General features: G+C 73.9%; 14 protein-coding genes and 1 pseudogene. 10 read left to right on the top strand and 5 right to left on the bottom strand.

The features are described from left to right. Positions 1–11: 11 nt before the first annotated feature. Positions 12–1,202, bottom strand: a complete 1,191-nt coding sequence (locus K2224_RS09650; protein ID WP_221906170.1) for a hypothetical protein — start codon at positions 1,200–1,202, stop codon at positions 12–14. Between the two features lie 164 nt (positions 1,203–1,366). Between K2224_RS09650 and K2224_RS09645 the strand changes: the two genes are divergently transcribed. After that, entirely contained in the window at positions 1,367–3,970 is a 2,604-nt protein-coding gene (locus K2224_RS09645) for a helicase C-terminal domain-containing protein (RefSeq protein WP_221906169.1), read from the top strand. 231 nt (positions 3,971–4,201) lie between these two features. Here the strand turns inward: K2224_RS09645 and K2224_RS09640 are convergent, their stop codons facing one another. Beyond that, entirely contained in the window at positions 4,202–5,074 is an 873-nt protein-coding gene (locus tag K2224_RS09640; RefSeq protein ID WP_221906168.1) for a LysR family transcriptional regulator, read from the bottom strand. A gap of 359 nt (positions 5,075–5,433) precedes the next feature. Between K2224_RS09640 and K2224_RS09635 the strand changes: the two genes are divergently transcribed. From K2224_RS09635 to K2224_RS09610, 6 genes are read left to right on the top strand one after another with little or no spacing between them, the layout of a single operon-like run. Beyond that, positions 5,434–6,222 carry an alpha/beta fold hydrolase gene (locus K2224_RS09635; RefSeq protein ID WP_221906167.1) on the top strand — a complete coding sequence of 263 codons (789 nt, stop codon included), beginning with the start codon at positions 5,434–5,436 and terminating at the stop codon, positions 6,220–6,222. Then, a complete protein-coding gene (locus K2224_RS09630) occupies positions 6,219–7,934 on the top strand; it encodes an amino acid adenylation domain-containing protein (protein WP_221906166.1) in 1,716 nt (571 codons plus the stop codon). Before K2224_RS09635 ends, K2224_RS09630 begins: the two co-directional genes overlap by 4 nt. Beyond that, complete coding sequence (locus tag K2224_RS09625; RefSeq protein ID WP_053926308.1) at positions 7,931–8,194, top strand: acyl carrier protein; 264 nt, start codon at positions 7,931–7,933, stop codon at positions 8,192–8,194. Before K2224_RS09630 ends, K2224_RS09625 begins: the two co-directional genes overlap by 4 nt. Beyond that, entirely contained in the window at positions 8,191–9,351 is a 1,161-nt protein-coding gene (locus tag K2224_RS09620; protein ID WP_221906165.1) for an acyl-CoA dehydrogenase family protein, read from the top strand. Before K2224_RS09625 ends, K2224_RS09620 begins: the two co-directional genes overlap by 4 nt. 15 nt (positions 9,352–9,366) lie before the next feature. After that, complete coding sequence (locus tag K2224_RS09615; RefSeq protein ID WP_221906164.1) at positions 9,367–10,551, top strand: acyl-CoA dehydrogenase family protein; 1,185 nt, start codon at positions 9,367–9,369, stop codon at positions 10,549–10,551. Then, positions 10,545–11,111: a flavin reductase family protein gene (locus K2224_RS09610; protein WP_221906163.1), complete on the top strand. Its 567-nt coding sequence runs from the start codon at positions 10,545–10,547 to the stop codon at positions 11,109–11,111. Before K2224_RS09615 ends, K2224_RS09610 begins: the two co-directional genes overlap by 7 nt. A 66-nt stretch (positions 11,112–11,177) precedes the next feature. On the opposite strand, the gene K2224_RS09605 is transcribed toward K2224_RS09610, so the two are convergent. Then, positions 11,178–12,053, bottom strand: coding sequence for a helix-turn-helix domain-containing protein (locus K2224_RS09605; RefSeq protein WP_221906162.1), 876 nt, complete (start codon positions 12,051–12,053; stop codon positions 11,178–11,180). Between the two features lie 163 nt (positions 12,054–12,216). Here K2224_RS09605 and K2224_RS09600 point away from each other — a divergent pair, with 163 nt between their 5' ends. Next, positions 12,217–13,395 carry an MFS transporter gene (locus K2224_RS09600; protein ID WP_260692440.1) on the top strand — a complete coding sequence of 393 codons (1,179 nt, stop codon included), beginning with the start codon at positions 12,217–12,219 and terminating at the stop codon, positions 13,393–13,395. Positions 13,396–13,408: 13 nt separating this feature from the next. On the opposite strand, the gene K2224_RS09595 is transcribed toward K2224_RS09600, so the two are convergent. Next, positions 13,409–13,828, bottom strand: a complete 420-nt coding sequence (locus K2224_RS09595) for an SgcJ/EcaC family oxidoreductase (protein WP_221906161.1) — start codon at positions 13,826–13,828, stop codon at positions 13,409–13,411. A 457-nt stretch (positions 13,829–14,285) separates the two neighbouring features. Between K2224_RS09595 and K2224_RS09590 the strand changes: the two genes are divergently transcribed. Continuing rightward, the gene (locus tag K2224_RS09590; RefSeq protein ID WP_221906160.1) at positions 14,286–15,149 is read left to right on the top strand and encodes an SDR family oxidoreductase; all 864 of its coding nucleotides are present in this window, start codon (positions 14,286–14,288) and stop codon (positions 15,147–15,149) included. Positions 15,150–15,415: 266 nt separating this feature from the next. On the opposite strand, the pseudogene K2224_RS41575 reads toward K2224_RS09590, so the two are convergent. Beyond that, positions 15,416–15,646: pseudogene (locus K2224_RS41575) on the bottom strand (recombinase family protein); the annotation flags it as partial. Between the two features lie 109 nt (positions 15,647–15,755). On the opposite strand from K2224_RS41575, the gene K2224_RS09585 reads away from it, so the two are divergent. Next, complete coding sequence (locus K2224_RS09585) at positions 15,756–17,438, top strand: DNA repair helicase XPB (protein WP_221906159.1); 1,683 nt, start codon at positions 15,756–15,758, stop codon at positions 17,436–17,438. Positions 17,439–17,483 lie beyond the last annotated feature (45 nt).

Here is a 17,483-nt window from a genome sequence, read left to right as displayed (position 1 = left end):
GCGGTCCCCTCTCACCCCATCGTCCGCTCCCGCCCCACCGTCCGCCGCATCCGCCACAGCAGGAACAGTGCCGAGGCGACCGCCGCCACGCGCACCACGCCCGGGAGGCCGGCGAGCAGTTCCGTACCGAGGTGGCCCGGCGGGACCGGGGCGCCCCAGCGGCCGTCGTTGCGGCCCCAGACCCAGACCAGCAGGCCGCCCACGACGATGCCGGGCACGCCGAGCGCCGCGAACTTGGCCTCGGTGCGGCTGAGCCGGCGCGAGACGTAGGCCAGCCCCCAGCCGCCGGCCAGCGCCAGCCAGGAGCCGGCCGCCGCACCCGCCACCAGCAGCAGCACCGCCAGCGTCGGCACCGGGCTGAGCCACGCCCGCAGCGGCACCGCCGCCGGGGCGGCAGCGGTCTCCTGAGCGCCCTCCCCGTCGACCACGGGCCCGGACCCGGCCGTCGCCTCGGGCCGCCGCCCGAGCGTCCGCCGTACGAGGGCCGGCAGCACCCGCCGCCCCTTCCGCGACGACGCGGCGCCCGCCCCGCCGGGCTCGTCACCCGCGCCGTTCCCGGTCTTCCCGGTCTTCTCCGCCCGCTCGGCGTCCTCTTCCGGGTGGTGCCAGACCTCGGGGATCTCGATGCCGCCGACGAAGCCGGGGACGTCGTCCTCCGCCCCCGTGGGGCCGGCCTGGATCCGCCACCAGTCCGGCGGTTCCTCCCCGTCCCCCAGTTCGTCGGCGCCGGCCAGATGGGGCGGTGCGGCGGCGGGCGAGGGATCCGGGGCGGGCGGGCGGCCGCCGCGCTTCTTGAGGAGGCCCGGCCGGCGGCCGTCCTCCTCCGCCGCGTCCCGGTCGCGCGGCGGCGGCACCTTCCCGATCAGCCCGCCGAACCTCTCCCGCGCGCCGGGCCACTGCGCGGGCCGGGCCGGCTCCGCGGGCGCGGCCACCGGCCGGGCCGGCCCCGCCGCCGGCCCGCCGGGCACGCCCTCCGCGTCGGCCGCGGCCTTCACCACCGCCTCCGGCGTCCCCAGCCGGGCCAGCATCCGCTTCACCCCGGGCACCGAATCGGCCTTCTGGTCCGCCTTGCGCGCGTCGATCTCGGCCCGCAGCGAGGCCACCAGCCGCATCCGGGCGCCGGACGGCAGCCCGCGCTGCTGCGCCAGGTCGCCCACCCGGCTCAGATAGTCAAAGACGAGCTGCTCGCTCTCGATCCCCACGAAATCCCCTGCGGCATGCGCTGGTTGCTGCCCCGACGGTACCGCGCGGGTCCGCCGCGCCACCGCTGCCGCCCGCGACGGGGCGCGCGCACGCCCGCCCGGACACCCCCGGGGCCGCGGTCACCTCCTCCCGCCGCCTCCGCCGCCCGGCTAACGTAGGACGAATGACCACCGCTACTCCCCGCACCCTCGCCGAGGAGCTCAGGAACCGTTCCGACCGCGGGCTCACCGGCCTGCTGCGGACCCGGCCCGACCTGCTCAACCCGGTGCCGGGCGACCTGACGCAGCTGGCCACCCGGGCCGGGACCCGGGCGTCGGTGGTCCGCGCGGTGGAGCGGCTGGACACCTTCGCCCTGCAGACCGCCGAGGCGCTGGCGGTCGCCCCCGACCCCTGCCCGTACGGGATGCTGGCGGCGCTGATGACCGGGGACGCCGGGAACGCAGCGGTCGCCGCCGCGCTGCCCGGGGCGGTCGCCGTACTGCGCGCCCAGGCCCTGGTGTGGGGCCCGGACGACCGGCTGCGGCTGGTGCGCACCGCCCGGGAACTCCTCACCCCGAGCGCCGCCCGCCCCTCCCCGACCGGTCTGGGCCCGACCGTCGCCGAGGCCACCGCCGGGATGTCGCCGGGCCGGCTCCAGGAGATCCTGGCCGCGGCCGGGCTGCCCGCCACCCATGACCCGGTGTCCGCGGTCGCCGCCCTGACCGCGCTGTTCGCCGACCGCTCCCGGATGGCCGCGCTGCTGGAGAGCGCGCCCGCCGAGGCCGCCGCCGTCCTGGACAAGCTGCTGTGGGGCCCGCCGTACGGGGCGGTCACCGACCGTCCGGCCGCGCATCTGCGCTGGCTGCTGGACCGCGGGCTGCTGCTCCCGGCGGGCGCCCGCAATGTCGTACTGCCCCGGGAGGCCGCGCTGCATCTGCGCGCCGGCCGTGCGCACCGCGCCCCCGAGCCGGCGCCGCCCGCCCTGGCTCCGACCACCGCCCGCGATCCCCAGCTTGTGGACAAAGCCGCCGCGGGCCAGGCGTTCACCGCGCTGGCCACCGTCGAGGAACTGCTCAAGGAGTGGGACCTCGGCGGCCCGCCCGTCCTGCGCGCCGGCGGCCTCAGCATCCGCGACCTCAAGCGGACCGCGGTCGCCCTGGACACCACCGAACCGCTCGCCGCCTTCTGGCTCGAACTCGCCTACGCCGCCGGCCTGATCGCCTCCGACGGCGAGGCCGACGAGCGCTACGCCGCCACCCCGGCCGCCGAGGACTGGCTCCAGCTCCCCGACCACGAGCGCTGGGCGGCCCTGGTCGCCGCCTGGCTGCCCGCCACCCGCACCCCCGGAGTGGTCGGCACCGCCGACCCCAAGGGCCGTGCGCTGGCCGCCCTCGGCCCGCACCTGGACCGTTCCCCGGCCCCCGAGGTCCGCCACCGCGTCCTGACCCTGCTGGCCACGCTCCCGCCCGGCACCTCCGTCCCGGAGCCGGCCCTGCTCGCCCGGCTGCGCTGGGAACGCCCCCTACGGGCCGCCGCCCCGGCCGGCCGGTCCCCGGCGTCCCCCTCCCCCGTCCCCTCCTCTTCCCCGGCCGATGACCCGGACGCCCCCACGGCGACCGACGACCTCCGCTCCCGGCTCGCCCAATGGACCCTCGCCGAGGCCGAGTTGCTGGGCGTGACCGGCCGCGCCGCCCTCGCCGCCCACGGCCGCGCCCTGATCGGCACGGACCCGAACGCCGCCCCTCCGAGCACGGCCCCCGCCCCGGAAGCCCCCGGCCCCACTCCCCTCACCCCGGCCGAGGCCACCGCCTCCGCCGCCCGGGCCGCCGCCCTGCTCGCCCCGCTGCTGCCCGAACCCCTCGACCACGTCCTGCTCCAGGCCGACCTGACCGCCGTCGCCCCCGGCCCGCTGCGCCGCCCGCTCGCCGAGGCGCTCGACGTGCTGGCCGACGTCGAGTCCAAGGGCGGCGCCACCGTCTACCGCTTCACCCCCGCCTCGGTGCGCCGCGCCCTGGACGCCGGCCGGTCCGCCGCCGAGCTCCAGGAGTTCCTGACCACCCACTCCCGCACCCCGGTGCCGCAGCCGCTGGCCTACCTCGTCGACGACGTGGCCCGTAAACACGGCCGGTTGCGGATCGGCGCGGCCACCGCCTACGTCCGCTGCGACGACGACGCGCTGCTCTCCGAGATCCTCGCCGACCGCCGCGCCGCCGCCCTGCGACTGCGCCGGCTGGCCCCGACGGTGCTCGCCGCCCAGTCCTCCCCGGACCAACTCCTCGACGGGCTGCGGGCGATGGGCTACGCCCCGGCCGCCGAGTCCGCCGCCGGCGACGTCCTGGTGGCCCGCGCCGACTCCTACCGCACCGCGCCCCGCACCGCCCCGACCCCGGTGCCGGACGGCCCGCCGCCGCCCGACCGCACCCTCCTGGAGGCGGCGGTCCGCGCCATCCGCGCCGGCGACCTCGCCGCCACCGCCGAACGCAAACCGGCCGCCACGCCCGCCCGCCCCTCGACGCCGGCACTGCGTGCCGACAGCCCGGCCCCGGGCGCGCTGCCCCGGACCACCTCCGCCGAGACCCTGGCCACCATGCAGGCCGCGGTCCTCACCGGCTCCCCCGTCTGGATCGGCTACGTCAACGCGGACGGCGCCGCCAGCCAGCGCGTGATCGCCCCCGTACGCGTCGAGGGCGGCTACGTCACCGCCTACGACCACACCTCCGACGAGGTCCGCACCTACCCCCTGCACCGCATCACCGGCGTCGCCGAACTCGCCGACGACGCGGTCTGACCCGCCCTCGCGGACGGCCCCGGATCCCGCCCCCACCGGCGACCGGACCGGCCCACCGGCGCGATGCGGCACACCGGACGTTTGGCACATCCGGCCGTCACGACGGCCCACGGCCCACCGGTTCGGCACCGCAGAGCGACAGGCGAGGCCCGTGAACGGACCCCTTGTACCGCGGTGGTCGCCTCCTGACCCCGGCGCCAGGACCGCGTCAGGGAGCCGGTCTCCCCCTGGTCACCCGGGCTTCCCCGCCGGGGTGTTCACCTCGCGGAAGGCGTGCCAGGCCGCGTCCGCGAGGTGGGAGGCCAGTGGGTGGGTGCCGTGCACGGGGAAGGCCAGGTGGGTGCGGACCAGTGGGGCATCCCGCAGCGGGACGAGGCGGACACCCGGGTGGGTGTAGCGACGCGCGGCCGAGGCGGGGGCGGTTCCGAACCCGGCCCCGGCCGCGACCTTCTCCAGCCACTCGTCGAAGTTCCGGCACTCGGCGCCGACTTCCGGACGGGTGCCGTCGGGCCACATCCAGGGGAAGGTCGTGCCGCTCACGACGTTCACCACCAGCGGCCACCGCGCCAACTCCGCCCACCGCACCTCCGGCCGCCGGGCCAGCGGCGAGGCCGTGGGCACCGCGGCGATGCGTTCCTCCTCATACAGCTGTACGCAGCGCACGCCCCTGGCCTGTATCTCGCCGCGCAGCAGCGCGACATCGACGTCCCCGGTGTCCAGCCCGGCCATCGCGGTGTCCCGGCGCACCAGCTCCACCTCCGAGGCGTTCTCCTTGCCGAAGCGGACGGCGAGCGTCGAGAGGAGCTCGGGCAGCCCCCAGGCGAATCCGATGCGCAGGGCCTGGCCCCCGCGGATGTCGGCGAGGGTCGAGTCGAGTTGCCGAATGATCGGCATGAGCGACTCGCGCAGGCGGCTGCCCTTGGGGGTGAGTGCGATATGGCGGGTGGTGCGGTCGAAGAGGCGCACCCCGAGGGACTCCTCCAAGGCGCGGATGCTGCGGGTGAGTGTCGGCTGAGCGAGGTGAAGCCGTTTGCTGGCGGCGGTGAAACTGCGTGCCTCCGCCACGGCAAGGAAGTTGCGGAGATGACGAAGATCGACGTTCATACGGCCAGAGCATAGGCGAGACGGAAAAGCTATTTCCTTGATCCAGATCACCCTGCATAGGCTCGAGGAGTGCCGCCCGCCGGGTGTGCCCGCGGCTCGCGGCGCCGACGGGATGCCGTCGTAATTCGCTTGCGCGTAACGGGGGTTGAAAGTGCCGAGCTCGCCATGCTCGCTTCACGTGTTCTTGACGGGGTGATTCCGCACAGGGCGGCCCGTATGCCCGCCCGGGGCTGATCGGCAGGAGCCGGGCTTCGTTCTCACCACATCCGCCGCCGGAATTCCGGCCTGGCCCTGGGTGTTGCGGCCTGGCATGAACTACCAATTTTTTACTGATCGTTGAGTTTAAGAGAGGTATTGACGTGCCCGAAGTCGAGACACGGAATGGCCCCATCGAGTACACCTTCCTCGACGGTGATCCGGAGGCGGCTCCGCTGGTCTTTGTGCACGGCGGCACCGGTGCCATCGCCACCTGGAACCGGTTTCCCCGGCTCCTCGCCGCGCGGACCGGGCGTCGCGCGCTGCTCTTCTCCCGCCACGGCAACGGTTTCTCCGGGCCGGCGAAGCTGCCGCGCACCCCCCGCTACATGCACGAGGAGGGGCAGGAGAAGCTGCCCGAGCTGCTGGACCTGCTCGGAGTGGAACGGCCCGTGCTCGTCGGGCACAGCGACGGCGGCTCGATGTCCCTGCTGTACGCCTCCGTCCGGCCGGTCGAGGCGGTGGTCGCGCTCGGCCCGCACCTGTACTGCGAGGAGTCCACCCTGCGGGGCGTCCGGGCAGCCCGTGAATCCTTCGACTCCGGCGGGGCGTTCGCCAAGCGGGTGGCGATGATGCACGCCGACCCGAAGACGGTCGTGGAGGGGTGGAGCGATGTCTGGCTGTCACCCGCGTTCCGCACCTGGAGCATCGAGGGCGACCTCGACGTCACCGCGCCCGTTCTGCTGATCCAGGGCGACCAGGACGAGTACGGCACGCTCGGGCAGCTCGATGCCGCCGAGCGGGCGCTGTCCGGACCGGTCCGGCGCGAGGTGATCGAAGGCGGCGGCCACTACCAGCACATGGCCGACGATCCGGAGCGCGTCGTGGCGGCCATCAGTTCCTTCCTCACCGAGTTCGTGCCCGGCCACCGCGCCCCGGAGGCACACGTATGAGCCCGGCGGAACCCCTGCGCCCGCACCCCGCAGGCCCCCTCACCGCCCCGGACGGCGGACGGTTCCCGGGCTCCGCGGACGACGTCAGACTGGACGGCCTCCTGGCCCGGGCCGCCGCGCTGCACCCCGAACGGCCGGCCCTGGCCGCCGCGGGCGAGAGCTGGACCTACGCCGAAGTGGAGCGCGGCGTCGGGACGCTGGCCGGGCAGCTCACCGCGGCGGGGGTGGTCCCGGGCGATCGGGTCGGCGTGTACGCCCCCAAGTCAGCCGCTGCCGTACTGGCCATCTACGCCGCGCTGCGGGCCGGGGCGGTGGTGGCCCCCCTCGATCCCGCGGACCCCCCGGCCCGCACGGCACGGATGGCCCGCGCCGCCGGGCTCTCGGTGCTCCTGACCCCGGACCGCAGCCTGCCCGCCGGCCGAAGCGCCGCCGCCGAGGCCGCCGAAGGGGCCGAGACCACAGAGGGCACCCTCGACCACGGGCTCAACTGGCTCCGCCTGAGGGGCGGGGCGGACCGCCCGGCTCCGCTGCCCGCGCCCACGGACCGGGGCGGCTACATCCTGTTCACCTCCGGCAGCACCGGCTGGCCCAAGGGAGTCCTGCTCTCGCACGCCAACGTCGCCCACTTCGCGTTGTGGGCCGCGGCGGAGCTGGGGCTCCGTGAGACCGACCGGGTGGGCTCGCAGGCATCCCTCACCTTCGACCTCACCACCTTCGACCTGTTCAGCACCGCCTCGGCCGGTGCCTGTGCGGTCCTGATGCCGGACCTGCTGCGCGCCTTCCCGCGCGATGTGGTCGGCTGGCTGCGGGAGCACCGGATCACCGTCTTCTACGCCGTGCCCTCCCTCTATCACGGGATGCTCCAGCGGGGCGGAATGGCCGAGGAGGGCCTGCCGCCCTCCCTGCGCGCGGCCGCCTTCGCCGGCGAGCCGTTCGTCCCCCAACTCCTGGAGAGATACCTGGCTTTGGCGGGGGAGCGGATACCCTTCTACAACCTCTACGGGCCCACTGAGACCAACGTGTGCACGTATCTGCGGGTGCCCCCCGACTGGCGGGCCGGCCAGGAGCTGAGCGTCGGCCGCGCCATCGCGGGCGACGTGGTCGAGGTGCTGGACGAGGACGGCCGGCCGACCGACGGCGAGGGCGAGATCCACGTCGCCGGGCCCACCGTCTTCCAGGGCTATCTGCAGCAGGGCGAACTGCGTGACCCCACCCGCACCGTTCCCTTCCGCGACGGCACGGTGCGCCGTGCCTACGCCACCGGGGATCTGGGCCGCATCGACGACCAGGGCCGCGTACTGCTGCGGGGGCGGCGCGACTCCCAGGTCAAGCGGCGCGGTCACCGCATCGACCTGCTCGACGTGGAAAGCGCCGTCCTGGACCTGCCCCAGGTCGCGACCGCCGCGGTCGTTGCCAAGGAGGGCGCCCACCGCGGCGAGATCTGGGCGTACGTCCAGAGCAGAGGAGCGGCCCTCACGGCCAGGGCACTGCTGACCGAGCTGCGCGCGGCGCTGCCCCAGCGGATGCTCCCGGACCGGGTGATCCCCGTGGCCGCGCTGCCGCTCACCGCCCGCGGCAAGGTCGACCGTCTCGCGCTGAGCACCCAGGCGCCGGACCTGCCGCACACCGACCGGACCATCGACCAGCAGGCCGGTCGGACCACCGACCGGACCACCGACCGGACCACTGACACCGAGGAGATATCCGCGTGAACAGCGTCGAAGACCTCTGCACCCTGATCAGCAGCAAGATCACCTGGGGGCGCGGCGAGGACCCGCAGCAGCTGACCGCCGACACCCCGCTGCTGGAGATGGGCCTGCTCGACTCGCTGGCCATCATGGAGATCGTCAGCGCGCTGGACAAGGAACACGGCCTCGCCCTGCCCGACGGCGAGGTCGTGGCCGCCAACTTCCGCACCCCCAAGGCACTGTGGACGCTCATCGAGAACCTCCCCGCCGGAGCCGCGAAGTGACCTCACCCGTCGACCGCCTGCTGCGCGGCGGCGAACAGGAGGCCGAGGCGCTCGTCGACGCCTGTCGGGAGCAGGCCGAGCCGCTCGCCGAACAGCTGCGGGGGAAGGACTTCCGCACGCAGTGGGAGGCGATGGCCGACCTCGGCGTGCTGCGGCTGGCCGAGGACGGCGGTGCGCGCCCCGGACCGGTGACCCGCTCCCTGGCCATGATCGAGGGCATCGGGCTGGCCGGCGTCGACCCGGGCGTGTGCTACGCCCTGGCATCCCAGGTGTTCGGCATGGAGTTCCCGCTCCGTGCCGCACTGCCCGGGCCCGCCTGGGAGGCGATCGCGCACATCCAGGACGGGCGGGCGCTGCTGTGCCACGCGCTGACCGAGCGCGGCGGCGGAAGCGACCCACTGTCGATGGAGACCCGCGCCCGGCGGGAGGGCGACGGCCATGTGCTGGACGGCGCCAAGACGTTCATCACCGCCGCGCCGGTCGCCGACCACGCGATCGTCTTCGCCCGTACCGCCGAGGGCCGCCACCCCTTCGCCCTCTCCGCCTTCCTGTTCCCGCTCGACCTGCCGGGAGTCACCCGCAGCGAGCCGTTCGCCAAGACCGCCCTGCCCCAAGTTCCCATGGGGGAGCTGGTCTTCGAGGCCGCACGGCTGCCGGCCGGCTCGCTGATCGGCGAGGAGGGCTCGGGGCTGGCCCTGATGGCCTCCACCACCGCCTGGGAGCGCGCCGTGCTGCTCGGCTACGCCCTCGGCCCGATGCGCCGCACCCTGCGCCGCATCGTGGCGTGGGCCGGCGAGCGCGAGCACTTCGGCCGCCGTATGGGAGCCAGTCACCAGGTCGCCTCCCGCGTCAGCGAGATGGCGCTGGCGCTGCACCGCTCCCGGGTGCAGGTGTACGCGCTGGCCGCCCGCCTGGACGCCGGCACACCCGCCCGGCAGCTGGCGGCCGAGGCGGCCCTCACCAAGATCTCGGTATCCGAGGACTACGTCCGGTTCACCGAGCACGCCACCGCGCTCTCCGGCGTGAGGGCCTTCATCGCCGACTCCGACCTCCCGGCCGACCTGCACAGCCCGATGGCCGCGCTGACCTACGCGGGCACCAACGACCTGCTGCGCGTGGGCGTGGCCCGCCAGTTCGGCCTCCCGGTCGAGAACTGACCCCGAAGGACACCGATGACGCTGCCAACACACGTGGACGATCTCCTCAAGCTCGCCGTGGAGACCGGCGAGACCCTCGCGCCGCTGGCCGCCGAGGTGGACGCCGGCCGCTCGAACGGCCACGAGGCGTACCGCATCGTGCGCGAGGCCGGCCTGCTCGGCCTGCTCATCCCCCGCGAGGCCGGCGGCGCCGGCCTCAGCTTCGGCACCTACACACGCGTCCTGGAGCAGCTGGGCATCCGCAACGGTGCCGCGGCCCTGGGCTTCAACATGCACAACGTGGTCATCGGCGCCCTCGCCGACACCGCGGGGACGCCGCTGTCCCCGGCCGCGGAGTCCTTCCGCTCCTGGGTCTTCGACGAGGTCGTCAGCCACCGCAGGATGTTCGCCTCCGCCGTCTCGGAGGCCGGCAACGGCGCCAAGCTGCGCGGCATGAGTACCACCTACCGGCTCAGCGAGGACCGCGAGCACTACGTCCTGAACGGCGAGAAGTCCTTCGTCTCGCTCGCCGGGGCCGCCGACTACTACGTCGTGGCGGCCCGCGCCGAGGGCGGCGAGAGCAGCGAGGTCTCGCACTTCGTCGTCGCCGCCGACGACCCGGGCGTCAGCTTCGGCCAGGTCCACCGCATGGCCGCGATGAACGGCACCAGTACCGCCGGGATGACGCTGGACGCGGTGACCGTCCCCCGCTCCCGCCTCTACCTCAGCGTCGAGGGCATGTCGCTGTTCAAGCTCGTCCGCGAACCACACTGGATGACCGCCGGGTACACCGGCGCCTACCTGGGCATCGCCGAGGCCATCTACCGCTTCACCGTGGACCACGTCACCTCCTCGCCGCGGCGCGCCGAGGACCCCGTCATCCAGCACGACCTGGGGCGGATGTCGGCCCGGCTGCGGGCGGCCCGCGCGCTGGTGCACGAGGCCGGCGACCTCATCGACGGCGAGCGCGGCAGTGTGGAGGCCAACGCCATGGTGCACGCCGCGAAGTACGTGGTCAGCGAGGTGGGACCCGAGCTGGGACGGGATGCGGTGCGGGTGTGCGGCTCGGCGGCGGTCAGCGGCAGGGCCCCGCTGGAGCGGCTGATCCGTGAGGCGTCGTTCTCGTCGGTGATGCCCGCCAAGCCGCACGACTGTCTGGAGTACCTCGGCAAGGCCGCGGTCGGGGTCAACCTGCGCGACGCGCGGACCTTCTCATGGTGACGCCGGTGACCTCGGTGGCCTCGACCCCGTCCACGATGCCACCGGCCCCGTCGCCCGCGCGCGAGGAAGAGGGGATCGGCCCCGAGGCGTTCCGCGCGCTGATGGGATCGCACGCCGGTGCCGTGGCCGTGATCACCACTGCCGACGAACGGGGGAACCCCTACGGCTTCACCTGCACCGCGCTGTGCTCGCTCTCCCTGGACCCGCCACTGCTGCTGGTCTGCGTCTCGAACACGGGCCACACGCTGCCGGTGCTGGTCGAGCGCGGCGAGTTCGTGGTCAACCTCCTGCACGGCCGGGGCCGCCGGGCCGCCGAGGCGTTCGCCGGCCCCACGGCGGAACGCTTCTCGTCGGTGCCCTGGGAGGCGGCCCCCGACAGCGGGCTGCCCCTGCTGCGGGAGGACTCCCACACACTGGCCCGCTGCCGCGTGGACAGGTTGCACCCGGCCGGGGACCACACCATCGTCATCGGCGAGGTGGTGTGGACCGACGCCTCCGAGGAGACCGGCCCGGGGCCGCTGCTGTACGGCAGGCGCCGCTACGTGGCCTGGCCCGACTGAGCGGGCGGAGCCCGGCCGGTCCGTCTCCCGGCGTCAAAAACCCCGCGGCGCGCGAGCCACACACGGTCAGGGAGCCGGCGGGCGTGGGGAGTCCCCGCCCCCGGTGAGCCTGCGCACGGCCGCCTCGGCGTCCCGGTCATCGGGCAGATAGCACAGGAAGTGATGACCGGGCTCGTCGAGGGCGGCCAACTTCACGTAGCGCAACCGCAGTTCCCCCACCCCTGGGTGCCTGAAGTGGCGCACCGCGGGCTGGTAGGCCGCCGTCTCCCGCCGGCCGTACCAGTTGGCCGCGTCCGGGTCCTTGGTGACCTCGGCGACGATCTCGGCGTACCGCCGGTCCTCGGGGTGGTGGGCCGCGTGCGCGTGGAACTGTCCCAGCAGGGAGCGCGCCTCGGACTCCCAGTTGGCGATCAGGGCACGGGCGGGCGCCCAACGGAACACCAGCCACGGAAGGTTGCGCTGTTTGGGAGGCAGCCGCGCGGGGTCGGTCAGCAGCGCCGCGTAACCGGCGTTCCAGGCGAGCAGGTCCCAGTGCGGGTCGATGACCGCGGCCGGGTTCGGCGAGACCGACTCCACCAGCGACAGCAGGTTGCGCGAGACCCACCCCGGCGACCCTCCGCCCGGTGCCGGATCGTCGACGAACGACAGGACGTGCGCGGTGTCGGCCTCGTTGAGCCGCAGGGCCCGCGCCACCGACCGCAGCACCTGCGCGGAGGTGCGCACCCGCCCCTGTTCCAGCCAGGCGTACCAGGAGGCGCTGATGCCGGCCAGTTCGGCCACCTCGCCGCGGCGCAGCCCCGGGGTGCGCCGTCGCGGCGCCACCGGCAGGTCCAGTTCGGCGGGGGTGAGGCGTTCCCGGCGCGAGCGGAGGAACGCGCCGAGCTCCCTGCGCAGCGCCTGCGCCCGGCTTCCCTCACCGGACAGCCGCTCCACCCCGGTCATTCGGCTTTCCCTTCCCCGTCCTCGTAGCGCCGTGGTGTCCGCCCGACCGCGCACCGCAGAGTGTGAGCGATCGTAATCGCCTGAGGCGACCTGCCGGACAGCCGAGGTGGTGATCTTGACGGAGCCCGGGGACGGCCCGGGCCCGGAAAGGAGAGACCCGCCCGTGTCCACCGTCCCGACCGCCGCACCCCCCGACACCAGCGCCCTGTCCGGCCGTTCCCTCTGGCTGCTGCGCTCAGCCGGGTTCGTCAGCAACTTCGACCGCTTCTGCATCACGCCCATGCTGGTGCTCATCGCCGTCCGGCTCGGCGTCAGCATGGCCACGGCAGTGCTCACGGCCAGCGTCTACTTCCTGTGCTACGGCCTGACGCAGCCGCTGTGGGGGCTGGCCAGCGACCGGTTGGGCCGGGTGCGAGTGATGCGGCTCTCGCTCATGGCCGGTGCGCTCGCCTCGCTGCTGTCCACCCTCGCCCCCGGCATCACGGTCCTGATCGCGGCCCGCGCCCTCGCCGGGGCCTGCTACGCCGCCTGCGTACCGGCGTCGCTGAGCTATGTCGGCGACGTGGTGCCCGCCGAGGTCCGCCAACGCCCGCTCAGCGACCTGATGACCGCCATCTCCCTGGGGACGGCGCTGGGCACCGTGGTGGCCGGGGTGCTGGCGAACTACGCCGGCTGGCGCACGGTGTTCCTGCTGCCGGGCCTGATCGCCGCCTGCCTCGCCTGGGCGCTGCGGCGCCTGGCCGAGCCGGAACGGGAGCCCGCCGGTTCCCTCCTGGCACCGTTCCGTGTCGTGCTGGGCTCGCGCTGGATGTGGTACCTCATGGCCGTCGCCGTGGTCGAGGGAGCCGTACTGCTGGGCTTCCTGACGTACCTGGCCCCCGCACTGGAGGCCCGGGGCGTGCCGACCGCCCTGGCCGGGGCCACCTCCGCACTGTACGGTGCCGGGGCCATGGGGTTCGCTCAGGTGGTCAAGAGGCTTGTGGGGCGGTGGAGTCCGGCCGTGCTGATCCTGGTGGGCGGGGCGCAGGCGGCCGCGGCCTACGCCGTCGCGGCGGCGAGCCGGTCCCTGCCGGCGCTGGCGGTCACCGCGCTGCTGCTGGGCGCCAGTTGGTCGTTCATGCACACCACGCTGCAGTCGTGGGCGACCGTGCTCGTCCCGGCGGCCAGGGCCACCAGCGTCGCGATGTTCGGCGTCAGCCTCTACGGCGGCAGCGCGCTCGCCAGCGGCATGACGGCCGCCGCGGCCGCCGGCCACCAGTACGGCCGGCTCTTCCTGATCGCCGCGCTGCTGACCGTTCCACTGACCCTCGCGGCCGTCGTGGGCCGCGCCCGCTACCGCTGAGCGCGCACCGGCCTCAGGAGGCGGCGGCGCCGACGACACCCGTGTTCTGGCCGGCCGACACGTACCACTGCCCGTCCTTTCTGACCAGCACCCAGGTGCCCACGTTCTCCCGCCGGTGCTGCGCCATGGCGACGGGCTGCCGGAAGAAGACCACCGCGACGTCGGGGCTGGGAAAGGTGATGGACTCGATCTCGTACCAGGTCTCGATGCCGTCCGCGTGCCCGCCGAAACGCTCCCGGTGATACGCGTGCAGCGCCTCCCAGCCCACGAACCGTGTGCCGTCCACCGCCGTGAACACGACGTCCTCGGTGAAGCGCCGGTCGAACCGCACGGCGTTCTGCTCGGTGAAGGCCGACTCCAGCTCCTGGAAGAGCGCCGTGATGCGGCGTGCGTCGTCGGACTGGAAGGCCGCAGTGTCTGGCTGGACGGTCATGTTGCGCTCCTTCGATGGGGATTCGTGCTCCTCGGACGGGTCCGTTCCGTTCCTCCTCCCGATCACGCTAAGACGACAGGTGTGTGCACGTGCAAGTGGCTATCGAGGGCAAACGTCAACTGTCGGCCACGACCGGCGCATTGCCACTGGCGGCGCGGGCGCCCACGGGCGCCGGACCGTGTGCGGAACGGGTCCAACGCCCGCCGCCCGCACGCTCGGGAGGGCGCTGCGCCGTCCGGCCCCGCCAGGACGATCACGGGTTTTCGCCCCGAACGTCCGCCGTCGGACGCCGGCGTTGATGGCGAGAACTGTGCAGTGCGCACCGTCACACTGCGCCGGATCCGCTCAGGCGGGCCGCGATGTCGGAGTCGTACCGTGAGGAGAATCCTTACGGCATAAGGCTGTTGGACGGTTCCCGGTCCGGGGAACCTGGTGAACAAGGAACGAAGGAACGTCAGTGAAGATTCTGGTGACCGGTGCGACGGGTAACGTCGGCCGTCTCGTGACCGAAGGACTCCTCGACGCGGGTGTGGACGTCCGGGCCCTGACCCGGAATCCGGCCGCGGCCGGCCTGCCCGCCGGGGCGGAGGTCGTCGCCGGCGACCTCTCCGAACCCGACACGCTCCGGAAGGCGTTGGACGGCGTTGAACGGATGTATCTGTTTCCCATCCCCCAGGCCGTCCGCGAGGTGGTCGGCGCCGCCGAGCGGGCCGGGGTGCGGCGTGTCGTCACACTGTCCTCGGGCGCCGTGACCGCCGGGTTCGACACCACCCACCACCTGCCGGTGGAACAGGCCGTCGAGGCGTCCGGCATGGAGTGGACCCATGTGCGCCCGGGCGAGTTCGCGACGAACAAGGTGGCCCTCTGGGGGCCGTCCATCCGCGAGGAACGGGTGGTGCGCCACCCGAACCTCGACGTGGTCTGGTTCCCCGTGCACGAGCGGGACATCGCCGATGTGGCCGTCCTCGCGCTGCTCGGGGACGGCCACCACGGCGCGGCCTACACGGTCAACGGGCCGCCGGTCAGCCTGCGCGACCAGGTGCGGGCCATCGCCGAGGCCCTCGGGGAGGAGATCCGCTGCGAGCGGGTCACTCCGGAGGAGGCCCGGGAGCGGTATGTGCGCCAGGGTGGGTTCGCCGCGGTGGCCGCGGACTTCCTGCTCGGTTTCGTGGATCACGCGGGAAACCCCGCGGACCCGCACGCGCCGGCCGCGTTCGACGCCTCCGCGCTGGGCCCGCAGCCCACCGTGCGGGAAGTCACCGGCGCCGCGCCGCGGACCTTCGCCCAGTGGGCCCGTGACCACGTCGCCGACTTCCGCTGAGCGCACGGTGACGGCGGCCGGGCGTCCGTGCCGGGGGCCGGCTCCACGCGGCTTCCGGCACCGGCGCCCGGCCGCATCGGCGGGCGCGAGACGAGCGGGAGACCGTCCGTGCGGAGGATCGGCTTGCCGTCCTCGATCACCTGGCCCGGCAGCTGCGGGTTGGTGAGCAGGCTCTTGAGCGTGGTCGGGTACCACTGCTTGGAATTGCTGATGCTGCCGGTGGACCGGCGCGAGGAGTGTCCTGGAGACGGGACGCGTGCGAGGCGGTCGATCTTGCAGAAGGCGAGGACGTCGAAGTCGGACGGGCGGGCCGGGATCCGCTGGAGGCCGGGACGGTCCGGTCCGCGGGAACAGCCGGATGCGTCGATGTCTTCCTCTACTGCGACGACCTTCCGGCCGCGCGCCTCGCACAGCGCCTCGCAGGCCGCGCGCTGGCGCTCTGCCGAAGTGCTTTCCCCGGTTTCGCGCGATAGGCGAACATAGAGAGCGGCGCGCATTCCCGGCGCGTCGGCCGAGACGCCCTTGCGGCGTCGGGCACGGGGCATGGCCCGCACCTGAGCAGGAACGGTGTCTGTCACCTGAGCGATCCCATCCACGGAGGTATGTGTGTCCTGCTTGATCGTCCAGAGCGACAAGACGCTGCTGCTGGAGGTGGACCACGAGCTGGCGGATGCCTGCCGGCGGGCCATCGCGCCGTTCGCGGAGCTGGAGCGGGCGCCGGAGCACATCCACACCTACCGGGTGACGCCGCTGGGGCTGTGGAACGCGCGGGCCGCCGGGCACGACGCCGAGCAGGTCGTGGACGCGCTGGTGCAGTACTCGCGGTATCCGGTTCCGCACGCGCTGCTCGTCGACGTCGCCGAGACCATGTCGCGCTACGGGCGGCTGACGCTCACCAAGCACCCCGCGCACGGCCTGGTGCTGTCCACCACCGACCGTCCCGTGCTGGAGGAGATCCTCCGCTCGAAGAAGGTGCAGCCGCTGGTCGGCGCACGGATCGACCCGGACAGCGTGGTGGTGCACCCCTCCGAGCGCGGGCAGATCAAGCAGACGCTGCTGAAGCTGGGCTGGCCGGCCGAGGACCTGGCCGGCTACGTGGACGGCGAGGCGCATCCGATCGAGCTGGCGGAGGACGGCTGGGCGCTGCGCCCGTACCAGGCGCAGGCCGTGGAGGGCTTCTGGCACGGCGGCTCGGGCGTCGTGGTGCTGCCGTGCGGCGCCGGCAAGACGCTGGTCGGCGCGGGCGCCATGGCGCGGGCCAAGGCGACCACGCTGATCCTGGTCACCAACACCGTCTCGGCCCGGCAGTGGAAGCACGAGCTGGTGAAGCGGACGTCGCTGACCGAGGACGAGGTCGGCGAGTACAGCGGGACGAGGAAGGAGATCCGGCCGGTCACCATCGCCACGTACCAGGTGCTGACGACGAAGCGGAAGGGCGTCTACCCGCACCTGGAGCTGTTCGACTCCCGGGACTGGGGCCTGATCGTCTACGACGAGGTGCATCTGCTGCCCGCGCCGGTGTTCAAGTTCACCGCCGATCTGCAGGCCCGGCGGCGACTGGGGCTGACCGCGACGCTGGTGCGCGAGGACGGGCGGGAGTCGGACGTCTTCTCGCTGATCGGGCCCAAGCGGTTCGACGCCCCGTGGAAGGAGATCGAGGCGCAGGGGTACATCGCGCCGGCGGACTGCGTCGAAGTGCGAGTGGACCTCACCGACGCCGAGCGGCTGGCGTACGCCACGGCCGAGGCGGAGGAGAAGTACCGCTTCTGCGCGACCACGGACAGCAAGCAGCGGGTGACCGAGGCGCTGGTGCGCCGGCACGCGGGCGAGCAGACGCTGGTCATCGGCCAGTACATCGACCAGCTGGACGAGTTGGGCGAGCATCTGGACGCGCCGGTGATCAAGGGCGAGACCAGCAACGCGCAGCGCGAGAAGCTCTTCGACGCCTTCCGGGAGGGCGAGATCTCGGTGCTGGTGGTCTCCAAGGTCGCGAACTTCTCCATCGACCTGCCGGAGGCCACGGTCGCGATCCAGGTGTCCGGCACCTTCGGCTCACGCCAGGAGGAGGCGCAGCGGCTGGGCCGGGTCCTGCGGCCCAAGGCGGACGGTCACGAGGCCCGCTTCTACTCCGTCGTCGCCCGCGACACCATCGACCAGGACTTCGCCGCGCACCGGCAGCGCTTCCTGGCCGAACAGGGCTACGCCTACCGGATCATGGACGCCCGCGACCTGCAGACGGCGGACGGCGACGGCGTCGCGGCCGGGGAGGACGATCCCGCTCCGGCGTGATGCCGGGCGGTGTGCTGCCGGGCCGCGCGCTGCCGGCGCGGACCG

The organism is Streptomyces sp. BHT-5-2 (assembly GCF_019774615.1).
Lineage (GTDB): Bacteria > Actinomycetota > Actinomycetes > Streptomycetales > Streptomycetaceae > Streptomyces.
Note: the sequence above shows the minus strand (reverse complement) of the source record. Positions and strands in the feature narration are given on the sequence as shown.

What these genes read in the sequence shown, in the direction of transcription:
- K2224_RS09605 (WP_221906162.1), bottom strand. Translation starts at nt 12,053, where the DNA reads ATGACCGGGGTGGAGCGGCTGTCCGGTGAGGGAAGCCGGGCGCAGGCG.
- K2224_RS09645 (WP_221906169.1), top strand. Translation starts at nt 1,367, where the DNA reads ATGACCACCGCTACTCCCCGCACCCTCGCCGAGGAGCTCAGGAACCGT.
- K2224_RS09595 (WP_221906161.1), bottom strand. Translation starts at nt 13,828, where the DNA reads ATGACCGTCCAGCCAGACACTGCGGCCTTCCAGTCCGACGACGCACGC.
- K2224_RS09615 (WP_221906164.1), top strand. Translation starts at nt 9,367, where the DNA reads ATGACGCTGCCAACACACGTGGACGATCTCCTCAAGCTCGCCGTGGAG.
- K2224_RS09610 (WP_221906163.1), top strand. Translation starts at nt 10,545, where the DNA reads ATGGTGACGCCGGTGACCTCGGTGGCCTCGACCCCGTCCACGATGCCA.
- K2224_RS09640 (WP_221906168.1), bottom strand. Translation starts at nt 5,074, where the DNA reads ATGAACGTCGATCTTCGTCATCTCCGCAACTTCCTTGCCGTGGCGGAG.
- K2224_RS09630 (WP_221906166.1), top strand. Translation starts at nt 6,219, where the DNA reads ATGAGCCCGGCGGAACCCCTGCGCCCGCACCCCGCAGGCCCCCTCACC.